Raw genomic sequence first — 12,695 nt, forward strand, 5'->3', positions numbered from 1 at the left:
CCGTTTGACCCCGGTCGAATTCGAGGTCATCATGAACACGCCAGCCGCACTGGCTGCGTGACTACAACCTGTCACCTATCCGTGCAGCAGACCCCTTCTCCGCGACGAGTCGCTCGTGTTCCTCGCGTCGAGCCGTTTCGCTGGCGAGATAGCCAACATTGCGCACATCCGTCCAGAGCGTACCGTCCGGGCTCCCTTTCCAGCGACCGTACGTCTCTAGGTCGCTTTTGCGAAGGACGCAGTCGAGCTCCGCAGTCTGCGGGGAAGTCTCCCCCGTCCCGAGATTCGCGTTAGCGATAACGCGGGGGTACATGAAGTTCTCGACCGAGAGAACCCAGGATCCGCCGGTGCCACGGCGCAAGTATGCGCGATGTTGAATGCCCAGACGTTTGAGTCCGTCCATCCCCTCGCCGGTCAAGGCGAGGCGGGAATCGTGAGGCGCCATGACAGGAACATAGCGGTGGTTCGACGCCCCCCGAGTTCGCTACGCCATCGTCGTGCGGACACAACCCCTTCCACGAGTCGGCGCCGGCCTGCTGCAACAGCACATACGCGGCGACCACCTCGACGAGATGAATGGACGTATGCTACCGTAGGTAGTTGCAAGAACCTGAGCTAACTCGGAGGGCGGCGATGAAAGGCGGCGTGATCCTGTTCCGGGGTACAGGGGCAGACGCGCGCCGATACCTGGAGTCGGATCGGTCGCGCGCCGACGAGTACTACCTCGAGGGCGGGACATCCCTCGCCGAGTTCTCGGTCGTCGGCGGCGATGGCGAGGTGATCGGCGAAGGCGCACTCACCCCAGACCACTACGCGCAGTGGGTGGACTGGATCAACCCGCTCACCGGCGAGTCGATGGGCACGGCTCGCCTGCCAGGAGACGACCGGCAGGGATCGCCGCGGTTCGCCGAGATGGTCGTGAACGCCCCGAAGTCGCTGTCGATCGCAGCGGCCTTGCACCCTGAGGTATCCGTCGCTCTCGATACCGCGCAGCGCGACTCGGTCGCCGCGATCCGCGCCTGGCTCGGCCAGCACTCCGTCACTCGCGTCGGCCCGCGCGGAAGCCAGCGAGTGGTACCGATCGAGCAGCTGGAGACCGTCGCCGTCTCGCACAAGACCTCTCGCGCCGGCGACCCGCACCGACACATCCACTTCCAGATCGGGACGCGGGTGTGGGCAGCCGACGCATGGCGCGGTCTCGACACCGCGGCACTGTTCCGACAGCAGGGCGCGATCCGTTCGCTGGGCACGGCCGTCATCGCGGCGCACCCGCTGCTCGCGGCCACCCTCGACGCCCACGGTCTCACCCTCGATCCTGTGACGGGCGAAGTCGCGGAGTTGCATCCCTTCAACGCCGCGATGAGCAAGCGGTCAGAGCAGGTCGCGCGCAACCTGGCGCACTTCGAGAAGGAGTGGCGCACGAGGCATCCCAACGAGGAGCCTGGCCCGGCCGCGATATCGCGGCTGATCGCGATTGCGTGGGATCACGAGCGGCCCCACAAGCGGCCGACCTCTCTCGGCAGCGAGGCGGCATGGCGTGCGGAGCTCGAGGACGCCGGCTACCGCCCCAACCTCGAGCGCGCTCCGGCGCACCCGCCGGTGTCGCTGGAGGACGTGAGTGTTCGGGATGTCGCATCGCGCGCGCTCGACCGTTGCGCGGCTGCGGCGTCGACGTGGACGGTGCACGACATCCAGGACCACGTCAGTCGCATCATCACCGAGGCCGGCGTGCGCGCCGACCCCGAGCCACTGCGCGAGCTCGTCATGCTCACGACACAGTTGGCGGCGGATGATTGCCTGTCGGTCCTGCCACCCGACAGCCCGCATCCCGAGCACGTCGCACACCTCACGAGCCTGCACGTCATCGCCGCCGAGACCCGACTGCGAGACCTCCTCACGGCACGCGCCGCGCATACCGGTCGCCAGCGCGCACCAGACCTGAGGCACGTCGCGCGGAGGCACCGGCTCGACGCCGCGCAGGTGCGAGCGGCCTCGGGCGTGGCATCCACCGACCCGCTCGTCGTCGTGGAGGGCGCGGCCGGTGCGGGCAAGACGACGATGCTCGCCGCCGCGATCGAGGCCGCCGCCGCGCATGGACGCGCGACCCGCGTGGTCACGCCGACGAAGAAGGCCGCCGAAGTTGCACACCAGGAACTCGGCGTTGCAACCGACAGCGTCGCGAAGCTCGTGCACGAGCACGGCTGGCGCTGGAATCGCGACGGCGTCTGGACCCGGCTCAGCGTCGGCGACATCGACCCCGATACGGATGCCTCGTACGCCGGCCCCGCGGCATCCGCTCGCCTTGCCCGTGGTGAGCGGATCGTGGCCGATGAAGCGGGCATGCTCGACCAGGACACGGCGCTCGCGCTGCTGACCGTCGCCGATGAGCACGGCGCCACCGTCGCTCTGGTCGGCGACCGTGCGCAACTCGCGGCGATCGGTCGCGGCGGCGTGCTCGAAATGGCCGCGCAACTCCTCCCCCGCGTGCACCGCATGACGACCGTGCACCGTTTCAGCGACCCCGTGTACGCCGCGCTTACCGTGCAGATGCGGCGCGGGGAGCAGCCGGAGACGTTGTTCGATCGGCTGCATGCGCTCGGCCTCGTCGTGATGCATGAAAGCCCGGATGCCCAGCAGGGGACGCTTGCACGTGAGTGGCGTGACGGAGATGCGATCACCGTCGCGACGAACGATGAAGTGCGTGAGGTGAACGCGCGCATCCGTGAGGAGCGAGTGCTCGCCGGGGTGGTAGACGACGATTGCACTGCGACCGGCAGCGACGGCCTGAGCATCGGACGCGGCGATGTGATCCAGACCCGGCAGAATGACTCGGCACTGCGCGTCGCGAACCGGCAGACGTGGATCATCCAGAGCGTGAGCGACGACGGCGCAGTGTGGGCGAAGGAATACCCCGCCAGTCGAAGACGACGGACCGTGCGACTGCCGGCAGACTACGTCGCCGAGCACACCCATCTGGCGTACGCCTCGACCGCCTACGGGATGCAGGGCGCGACTGTGCGCGAGTCACATACGATCCTCGGCGACGCCATGGATGCGGCGGGCGTCTATGTGGGCATGACGCGCGGACGTAACGCCAATCGCCTTCACGTTGTCACAGCTGATCTGGATGACGCGCGGGAGCAGTTCGCACTCGCACTGGAACGCGATCGCGCCGATCGCGGGCTCGCGAACGCGACGGCCGCTGCGCGAGAGTCCGTGCGCGGCCTCGCGACCAGCACGGACAGGCGACATCGCGAAGTACGTCTGCCGGACGGGACCAGCTTCGGTCGGAACACCACAACCCGGAGCACGTCGGAAGCCGGCCTGAGCCGATGAGGTGTGGGGTCTGCGCTGACCTCGCACTTGCGGCAAATACACGGCTGTGGCCGGAAAGCGGGTCGGCCTGCGGACGGCCGATGAGGGACCGCCTATCGGGCCTCCTGTCACGGCCGATCGACGGTGGCGCCAGAAACGTTCAAAACCCCCGACTTTCGACCTCACTCCGCGCACTGCGCCCGGGGACGCAGAATCAGGCGTCTCCGTCCCTCGCCCCGCGAGGTTCTGACCACGTCGAAACGACGGGTCAAAAACCGTGGCGGTCTCAACCGATCAACGCACCACCGGGAGGATGATGACCGGTTGGAGGTAGCCGATGGCGTTCTCGAGCATCCAGGAAAACGAGTTGTGGCGACGATGGCGCGCTGGTGACTCAACGCGGCTGATCGCGCGGTCGCTGGGTTGCTCGCCAGGGACGGTGCATGCGTATCTTGGCCGAACGGGTGGCGTTCGCCCACCAAAGAGACGCCGTTCCGAATCGCATCTGACTGTCCTCGAGCGCGAGGACGTGTCCCGTGGGATCGCGGCCGGCCTCTCGGCGCGGGCGATCGCAGCGCGGTTGCACCGGTCGCCGTCGACGATCTCTCGCGAGATCCACCGCAACGGCGGCCGGGAGGCATACCGTGCAGTGACGGCAGATGAGGCTGCCACGCACCGCGGCCGGCGCCCGAAGACAACGCGGCTTGCCGCTGACCCGGTACTCCTCGCTGGGGTCCGCTCCAAGCTCGAGCTGGATTGGTCGCCCGAGCAGATCGCAGCCGGGCTGCGCCGGCAACACCCGTCAGATCCGAAACGGTGGATCTCGCACGAAAGCATCTACCGCACGATCTACATCACGGCCCGCAGAGAACTCGACGCGAGCACGGCCAGACATCTTCGGTCGGGCCGATCAGTCCGGCGGCCACGCCTCGTCCAGTCCTCGCACGGACGCGGGCGGCTCCGGAACATGACCCCGATCCATGCCCGGCCAGTCGAAGTGCACGAACGAACCGTGCTCGGCCACTGGGAAGGCGACCTCGTCATGGGCCGTCGCCCATCGGCCGTGGCGACCCTCGTCGAACGACAGACCCGGTTCGTTCGCATCGTTTCGCTTCCGCACGGATACAAAGCCGACGCGGTACGCCGGGCCATCGTCGAGAACCTCCGCGCCGTGCCGCCAACGCTGCGGTTGTCGCTGACCTGGGACCGCGGCCGCGAGATGGCAGAGCACCAAGAACTCGCTGCCGAGCTCGGGCTGCAGGTCTACTTCTGCGACCCACGGAGCCCATGGCAGCGTGGGTCGAACGAGAACACCAACCGGCTCCTGCGCCAGTACCTCACGAAAGGCGAAGACCTGAACCGGTTCTCACTCCGGCAGCTCGACGACATCGCCGACCGGATCAATACCCGACCTCGACGCGTCCTCGGCTGGGACACGGCCGCGGACCGCTTCCGGCCAGAACTCAGGACTGCTCACCATCCCACATAGGGATCCGCGATCGGCAATGGAACTAGAGTCGGCCTGGTGAGCAGGGTCGTTCTGATGTGCGGGCCAGCGGGATCCGGAAAATCGACCGTCGCCAGGGAACTCGAAGCGAAGGGCATGACCAGACTCTCGTTCGACCGGGAAGCCTGGCGACGTGGGATTCACGTGATGCCCCTCCCGGCCGACGTGCACGAAGAGATCGAGCGGGAACTCCGCGCCCGCCTCGTCGCTCTGGTCAAGGCCGGTGCTGATGTCGTCCTCGACTTCTCTTTCTGGTCCAGACGATCTCGCCTCGCGTATCGTGACCTGCTGCGACCGCTCGGAGTGGTGCCCGAAACGATCTACCTCGCGACGCCACGAGCGGTTGCGCTAGAACGGATGCAAGCACGCGGCCACGAGCACGCGGACGACTACGCACTTGCTGCGGACCTCGCGGCCGAGTATTTCGACCATTTCGAGCCTCCGACCGCCAACGAAGGTCCGCTGACCGTACTTGGAGCAGCCAGGCCGCAATAGCGGATCCGCCTGTGCAACTTCGGCTGTCGCGGGAGCGGACCCCAAGCGAGCAGGAGGGCTTCCGGGCGCCATCGATACACTCGCTGGATGCGGATCCGCCCAATAGATCTCGTCGACGTGCTGGTCTATCTCGTGGTGCTGGGAATGTTCATCCAGCTGTTTCCCGACGTCATCTCCGAAACATTCCTGTTGGCACTCTTGACGGCGATCCTGCTCAAGGTCGTCCTTGAACTCGTGCTCTGGGCCAAGAAGAAGATCGTTGCGCGGATCCGGTCGGCCGAAACTCGGCGCGTTCGAATCGTCAGCGCGATCACCCTTTTACTGGTGCTGCCGGGGAGCAAGTTCATGGTGCTCGGACTGGTCGACCTGGCATTCGGCGACGCCGTCCGTCTCGGCGGCTTCTTTCAAGTAACTGCACTGATCATCGTTCTCATGCTCGCGCGAGGCGGCATGCGATGGGTGTTCAGACGGACCGACAAGGGCGCACCAGCCTGAACGAGGCCATCGAGCAGCCAGATTTCGCCAGCTTCTCTAGCCATCTCCGCTGGTATGCGCGGCGAGGCGCGGAGCCTGGGCTGAGAGGCTCACGGCCACAGCGACGTGGAGGACGAACGCGGTTCGCATTGGATGCCCGGCCCCCACGCGGGTCCGGTGGGTATGCGCAAGATTTGGTGGTCGCGGTCTGTCCGGTGGTCGCGCCGTCGGTCCTAGACTGGGCGCCATGCCGAGCGATCGCGCGCGAGCAGTCCCTTCGTCGGTCGGGTATTGGGGTTTCGCGGTACCGGCCTTCGAGATCATCGTGTTCGCGCTGATCTTCGGCTGGATTACGGTGTTCAGTCGCTTCCTCGGCGTCGTAGAGCAGCCCGCGTGACCGCGCCTGAGTCGCGGCGGCCTTCGCACACGAGGTGCGCGGCCGGGAAAGGGGCACGGTCGTGGTGAAAGGGATGCTGAGCCGGATCCGGGCGGTGTTCTCCCGCAAGACCCTGGGCAAGGATGTTGTCGCCGGTGTCGTCCTGGGTGTGGAGAGCGTCCCGGATGGGCTTTCCGCCGGGCTGTTGGCGGGAGTGAACCCGCTGGCGGGGTTGTACGCGTACCTGTTCGGGATGGTCGGGGCGGCGGCGTTCACAAGTTCGACGTTCATGGCCGTGCAGGCCACTGGGGCGATGGCGTTGATCGTGGGCGACGCGAACTTGAACGCGCGGCCAGACCCGGATCGGGCGTTGTTCACTCTCGCCCTGCTGACCGGGGTCGTCCTGGTGATCGCGGGGCTGCTGAAGGCGGGACGGCTGGTGCGGTTTGTGCCTACTGCGGTGATGACGGGATTCCTCACCGCGGTGGGGGTGAACATCATCCTCGGCCAGTTGGCCAACTTCACCGGCTTCGACGCGGAAGGGTCGAGCCGGATCGCCCGGAGCTTGGACACTGTCCTGAACATCGGCCAGTGGAGTGTGCCGGCGGTGGTGACCGGGGTGATTACGATCCTGATCATCGTGGTCCTGGCATCCACCCGCGTCGGCAGTCTCGGGCTCGTGGTTGCCGTCGTCGTCGGCTCGGCGGTCGCGGTGGTGCTGAACCTGTGGGTCTCCGCCCCGGTCCTCCTCCTTCGCGACATCGTCGAAGTGCCCAACGGGTTACCCGCTCCCGTGCTCCCGGTGATCGGGGATGTTCCTGCTTTGATCGTCCCGGCCCTCTCCCTGGCCCTGGTCTGCGTCATCCAGGGCGCGGGAGTGTCCGCGGGGCTTCCGACCCGCGATGGTCGTACCCCCGACCCGTCCCGTGACGTGGTCGGGCAGGGAATCGGCAACCTGCTGTCCGGGCTGTTCCAGGGGATGCCGGTCGGCGGGTCGATGTCCGCATCCGCACTCCTGGTTCAAGCCGGGGCGCGGACGCGGCTGTCGTTGTTCATCTCCGGGGTGGTGATGGCCCTGGTCATCGTGTTCGCCGCCGAGACGGTGGCGTTCACTGCGATGCCGGCGTTGGCTGGTCTGCTGATGGTGATCGGCTACCTCTCGATTAACCCCGGCAGGATCCGCTCGGTGTTGAAGACCGGGCCGGTGCAGGTCACCAACATGGCGGTGACGTTCACCCTCACCCTCATCCTGCCGCTGCAGTTCGCGGTTCTCGCTGGCGCGGGCGTGGGGATCATCCTGTTCGTCGTGCAGAAATCCAACCGGATCCGTTTTCGGCAAGTGGAGCTGCAACCCGATGGACACGTCCGGGAACGAGACCCGATCACCACGATCCCACCCCGCAGCGTCGTGATCCTGCAGCCCTACGGCAGCCTGTTCTTCGCCACCGCCCCCTCGTTCCAAGAACAGCTCCCTGACGTCGGGGCACACTCGGTGCATTCCGTGGTGATCATCCGGCTGCGGGGCACTGACGAGGTCGGCTTGGCGATCCTCGAGGCGCTGACCCGCTACGCCACCCAGCTGCATGACGTGGAGTCCACGCTGAAGATCGTGGCCAGCGAGCCTCGCGTAATCACGCAGATCCGTGCCAGCGGCCTGACGGCGGTGATCGGGGAGCGCAACCTGTACCAGGGTGGCGAGTGGGTCGGCACCGCACTCCGGCACGCCGACGCAGACGCCCGCACCGAGATCGGCGAGCACCGCAACCCAGCCTCTTGATCGGCGCGATCGCAGGGGGACCGCATCACTGCGGCGGCTGTCAGGTCCCACGCGTTCGGGGCAGGGAGCAACGCAGCCGCCCTCGCGTTGAAGGCCCGCCAAAATTCACCCTCAATAGGCCCCCGACCCGAGGTATCTTGGCATCAGATCGCTCGATCCGTGGGGAGTTGGATGGATTCGATGGGCGACGCGGTCGATTAGGTCAACGCGACGGAGATATGACGATGACGCTCAGCTTCACCAAGACGGAGGCATGACGATGACACTCGATCACGACCACGACCACAGCCACGGAACCAAGCCGGCAACGGACTTCACCGCCGCGGTGAACGAGGCGGCGTTGGCGAAGTACGCCATGGACGATCGGGACGACTTCTACGACGTCGACCGTGGCTTCATCGCCGGGTGGGGCGACAAGCTCTACAGCGAGGACGGCCTGTTGATCTTCAACGGCGAGGCGCTCGGCTACCTCAACGACGACACACCGACGCCGCCATCGGTCAACCCGAGCCTGTGGCGCCAGTCCCAGCTGATCAAGCGCTCCGGTCTGTACAAGGTGGTCGACGGTCTCTACCAGGTGCGTCTGTCGGCCAACCTCACCATCGTGGACGCCCCCGACGGGTTGGTCATCATCGACACCACGACGAGTGCGCGCCTGGCCAAGGCCGGGCTCGAGTTGTTCCGCAAGGAGCTGGACAACCACAAGCCCGTCGTCGCGGTGATCTACACCCATACCCACTTCGACCACTACGCCGGGGTGAAGGGCGTGATCGACGAGGCGGACGTGGCGGCGGGCAAGGTCCCGATCATCGCGCCGGGCACGATCGAGTCGTTCGACAAGCACGCGATCGGCGAGAACGTCATCACCGGCAACGCCATGTCCCGGCGCATGTCGCACACCTTCGGGCTGATGTTGCCCCAATGCGACAGCGGGCTGGTGACTCTCGGGCTGAGTCCAGGCACCGACGTAATGAACCCGCTCGTCACCTACATCTCACCGACCGACGGCATCACCAAGTCGGGCGAGACCCGGACGCTGGGCGGCTGGACGTTCGAGTTCGTCTACGCTCCCGACACCGAGGCACCCGAAGAGATGCACATCTGGATCCCCGAGATCAAGGCAGTCACCTGCGCCGAGAATGCCAACCACTCGATGCACAACATCCAGACCATCCGCGGCGCTCGCACCCGCGATGCCCGCAACTTCGCACGATACCTCGACGAGACCCTCGTCCGGTGGGGCGATGAAGCCCAGGTGCACTGGGGTCCGCACACCTGGCCGGTGTGGGGCAACGAGAAGGTCGTCGCCTTCCTTGAGTCACAGCGCGACATGTACAAGTTCATCCACGACCAAGCGCTGCGTCTGGCCAACCAGGGCCTCACCCCGCTCGAAGCGGCCGAGATCGTCGAGCTGCCCGACGCGATCGGCAAGAAGTGGTTCAACCGCTACTACCACGGCGGTCTGCACCACAACGTCCGAGCCGTGTTCCACAAGGAGCTCGGGTTCTGGGACGGCGACCCGGCCACCATCCTCCCGTTGCTGCCCGACGACAACGCCAGGCGCCACGTCGAGCTCATCGGCCGTGACAAGATCCTCGCCGAGGGACGCGGTGCAATCGACAGCGGTGACTACCGGTGGGCGATCCAGGTCCTGCATCACGTTGTGTTCGCCGATCCAGGCGACACCGAGGCCAAGGGTCTCCAGGCCGACGCCTATGAGCAGCTCGGCTACCAGCAGGAAGTCCCGCAGTACCGGGCCCTCTTCCTCACGGCAGCGAAGGAGCTGCGTGAGGGACCGGTGAGCTTGGGTCGGTTCAACACCGACAGCCCGGACACGATCGCGGCGATGCCGATCGACCTACTCTTCGACTTCGTCGGCGTTCACGTCATCGGTGACAAAGCGAGCGAGGTGGACTTTCGCATCAACTTCACCTTTGCCGAGCACGGCGATGAATGGACGATGTGGGTCCGCAACGGTGTGCTCAATGCCCGCAAAGGTCACGTCGACGGCGCTCAGCTCACGGTGACCGGTCCAAAAGCTGCACTCGCTGGGGTGCTGCTCCAGCCGGGAGAGGCACGCGGTCTCATCGAGAAGCTGGGCCTGTCCGCTCAGGGCGACCTGGGCGTGCTCGACACCCTCGCGTCGGTCACCGACACCTTCGACCCCACCTTCAACATCGTCACGCCCTGACAACACCAGGGGAAATTCCCTAACGCGTGTTGGCAATCCTGAGTTGATGCCGCGCCAGTCCTTGGGCTTGTTGAAGCTGCGTACGATGACGTTGCGGCCCTTGTAGATCTCGGCGTCGAAGGCGGGCTGGCTGCCACTGGCCGAGCGCGACAGTCAGTCGCGCAAGCGGGTCGGGCGGCGGACGGCCGCTGGCCCTCGAGCTCACGCATGGAGGCTTGGAGAAGAGGTGCCCGTTTACCCCGCCCCATAAAGATGCCCGCACGGGCACGCCAACCGCAACAAGGGATCTGCGTTTGGGGATCGACCTACCAGCGGGAGCGCCCCGCACCATGGTCCTCGAAGGCCTCGACACTCAACACACTACGCAGCTAGCGTGACCAAGCATCAGAGCTTGGAAACTCACGCTCAGAGCGTTAGAATCCAAGCATGAAATCGCGTGAGGCGCTGCGAGTACTGGCGGAGGTGTCCGAGTCCCAGTGGGGCATGGTCACCTCGGCGCAGGCCAGCGCGCGTGGCGTCAGCCACATGAACCTCACACGGCTGGCCGAGTCTGGAGATCTGGTCCGACTCTCGCACGGCATCTACAAGGATGCCGGCGCACCCGGCGGACAGCACGAAGACCTGCACGCCGCATGGCTGTCAACTGATCCCGCGAAACTCGCCTACGAGCGCCTCGACGAACGTCCTGGGAGCGCCGTCGTCTCCGGCGAATCGGCAGCCCGACTCCACGGAATCGGCGACCTACGGGCGATGAAGAGCGAGTTCACAACCCCGACTCGCAAGCAGACCCAACGAACAGACGTCCGATACCGAACCCGAGCGCTGCCCGATCAGGACGTCACCGTGCGGGAAGGCCTAACTGCCACGACTCGGGAACGCACGATCGCCGACCTGGTCGAGGATCGCCACGACTTCAGCATCGTCGGCAACGCGCTGCGCGACGCGGCCAGGCAGTCTCTCCTGGACGTGGACCGGCTCACCGAACTCCTGAGCCCACTCGCTGAGCGCAACGGCCACCGCAAGGGCGACGGTGACGCGCTGCTCGAAGAACTCATGCGAGTCGCCGGCCTCGATCAGGAGAGCGTCGCGAAGCAGATCGCTTCGATCCCCTCCCTCGGCAGCCTCGTCGCAGCGCAGTATCTTGATAGCCTCCCGAAGATCGACACCACGAGCGGACTTGCTGCCGAGATCGTGGCGTCAGGCGCGGCGAGCGCCCACGATCAACTCGCGGAGCAACTGCGCGCGGCAGATTGGGCCTCACTCGCGCTGGCATCGCAACCCCAGCAGGAGGAGGGGACGTGACCGAGCCCGAACGATACGCAAGCCCCGGCGCTGTCGAAGCAGCGATCACCGCAGCAGCCCGCAAGGCGTTCACCGCGGACCCCTCCCTCACGATCCAGGAACGCGTCCGGCTCGAGTACTTCCACCGCTTCCTCAGCCGCGTGTTCTCCGATGCAGACGACTCCGGCTGGATGCTCAAGGGCGGCACGGGCATGCTGGCTCGCGTCGCTTCCGCGCGCACGACGACCGACGTCGATCTGTTCCGTCGCAGCCGCTCCTTGAACGCGGCGCTCGACGACCTTCGGCGCCTGGCAGCCGTCGACCTCGGCGACTTCTTCCGCTTCGACTACACCGGGTACACGAACGCCGTCGACGGCAACCAGCAGACGTACACCGAGGGCTACCAAGTGAGCTTCGACATCTCCATCGGTGCGAAGAAGAAGGACAACTTCCACGTCGACTTGGTGGTGAACGTGGCCATGACCGATGAAGTTGAGATCGCGGAGCCGGCCAACGCGCTCGAGCTGCCGAAGCTGCAGAGCAATCCGTACCGGCTCTACCCCGTCGTCGACCAGATCGCCGACAAGGTGTACGCGACGCTTGCTCTCTATAGCGGTCGTCCGTCGAGCCGCGAGAAGGATCTTGTCGACCTCGTGGTCTTGGCCCGCACCCAGAATGTCGATGCGACGAAGCTCCGTCACGCCTTGGACGTCGAGGCCAGCGTCCGCTCACTGACCTTGCCCGACGCCTTCGACCTCCCTGCAACCTGGGGCGCCCGATACGCGAAGCTCGCTTCGAAGGTCCCCGCCTGCGCCGACTTCAGGACTGTAGAACTCGCAGCGGAGCTCATGCGGACCTTCATCGATCCGGTGCTGCGAGGCGAGACATCCGGCCTCGTCTGGTCACCCGAGTCGCTCACCTGGAGCTGATTCCCGAGCCGCCTCTTGTGCCAGATCTGTGCCATTAATGTGCCATTAATGGCCCGAAAACGAACTGAAACCAACTGAGACCATTCATAAGAATCCCTGATCAGCGCGATATCATCACCATAAGAACTGAGCGAAAATGCCCTAGGCTCACTGAAAATCGTGAGGTCACGGGATCGACGCCCGTCGGAGCCACCGTTCGACACGAAGCCCCCGGTTCGCCAGGGGCTTTCGCCGTCTCCCCCTCCTCTGCTTCTCTGCGCGGGCGGCCCCCCCCGCCGCGGGGGGCGGGGCGGCGGGGGGGCGGGGGGGCGGGGGGGGGCGCCCCGGGCGCGGGGGGGGGGGGCGGGCGG

Annotated in this window: 9 protein-coding genes and 1 pseudogene; all 10 read left to right on the forward strand. The window is 66.1% G+C overall.

The window, feature by feature from the left end:
* Nucleotides 1-633: 633 nt before the first annotated feature.
* Nucleotides 634-1,500: pseudogene (gene mobF, locus ACWGST_RS16275) on the forward strand (MobF family relaxase); the annotation flags it as partial.
* Nucleotides 1,501-1,728: 228 nt separating this feature from the next.
* A complete protein-coding gene (locus ACWGST_RS16280) occupies nt 1,729-3,336 on the forward strand; it encodes an ATP-dependent DNA helicase (RefSeq protein WP_452047719.1) in 1,608 nt (535 codons plus the stop codon).
* A 316-nt stretch (nt 3,337-3,652) separates the two neighbouring features.
* Complete coding sequence (locus ACWGST_RS16285; protein WP_452047711.1) at nt 3,653-4,804, forward strand: IS30 family transposase; 1,152 nt, start codon at nt 3,653-3,655, stop codon at nt 4,802-4,804.
* 36 nt (nt 4,805-4,840) lie between these two features.
* Nucleotides 4,841-5,317, forward strand: coding sequence for an AAA family ATPase (locus tag ACWGST_RS16290; protein ID WP_452047712.1), 477 nt, complete (start codon nt 4,841-4,843; stop codon nt 5,315-5,317).
* Nucleotides 5,318-5,404: 87 nt separating this feature from the next.
* Nucleotides 5,405-5,812: a hypothetical protein gene (locus ACWGST_RS16295; RefSeq protein ID WP_452047713.1), complete on the forward strand. Its 408-nt coding sequence runs from the start codon at nt 5,405-5,407 to the stop codon at nt 5,810-5,812.
* 226 nt (nt 5,813-6,038) lie between these two features.
* Entirely contained in the window at nt 6,039-6,188 is a 150-nt protein-coding gene (locus ACWGST_RS16300; RefSeq protein ID WP_452047714.1) for a hypothetical protein, read from the forward strand.
* 61 nt (nt 6,189-6,249) lie between these two features.
* Nucleotides 6,250-7,944, forward strand: coding sequence for a SulP family inorganic anion transporter (locus tag ACWGST_RS16305; RefSeq protein ID WP_452047715.1), 1,695 nt, complete (start codon nt 6,250-6,252; stop codon nt 7,942-7,944).
* 253 nt (nt 7,945-8,197) lie between these two features.
* Nucleotides 8,198-10,135 (forward strand): alkyl/aryl-sulfatase, encoded by a 1,938-nt coding sequence (locus ACWGST_RS16310; RefSeq protein WP_452047716.1) that lies wholly within the window; start codon nt 8,198-8,200, stop codon nt 10,133-10,135.
* Between the two features lie 426 nt (nt 10,136-10,561).
* Nucleotides 10,562-11,437 (forward strand): type IV toxin-antitoxin system AbiEi family antitoxin domain-containing protein, encoded by an 876-nt coding sequence (locus ACWGST_RS16315; protein WP_452047717.1) that lies wholly within the window; start codon nt 10,562-10,564, stop codon nt 11,435-11,437.
* Nucleotides 11,434-12,345 (forward strand): nucleotidyl transferase AbiEii/AbiGii toxin family protein, encoded by a 912-nt coding sequence (locus tag ACWGST_RS16320; RefSeq protein WP_452047718.1) that lies wholly within the window; start codon nt 11,434-11,436, stop codon nt 12,343-12,345. Before ACWGST_RS16315 ends, ACWGST_RS16320 begins: the two co-directional genes overlap by 4 nt.
* Nucleotides 12,346-12,695 lie beyond the last annotated feature (350 nt).

The sequence above is a fragment of the Agromyces sp. NPDC055520 genome, from assembly GCF_053619715.1.

What these genes read in the sequence shown, in the direction of transcription:
- ACWGST_RS16285 (WP_452047711.1), top strand. Translation starts at nt 3,653, where the DNA reads ATGGCGTTCTCGAGCATCCAGGAAAACGAGTTGTGGCGACGATGGCGC.
- ACWGST_RS16295 (WP_452047713.1), top strand. Translation starts at nt 5,405, where the DNA reads ATGCGGATCCGCCCAATAGATCTCGTCGACGTGCTGGTCTATCTCGTG.
- ACWGST_RS16300 (WP_452047714.1), top strand. Translation starts at nt 6,039, where the DNA reads ATGCCGAGCGATCGCGCGCGAGCAGTCCCTTCGTCGGTCGGGTATTGG.
- ACWGST_RS16310 (WP_452047716.1), top strand. Translation starts at nt 8,198, where the DNA reads ATGACGATGACACTCGATCACGACCACGACCACAGCCACGGAACCAAG.
- ACWGST_RS16315 (WP_452047717.1), top strand. Translation starts at nt 10,562, where the DNA reads ATGAAATCGCGTGAGGCGCTGCGAGTACTGGCGGAGGTGTCCGAGTCC.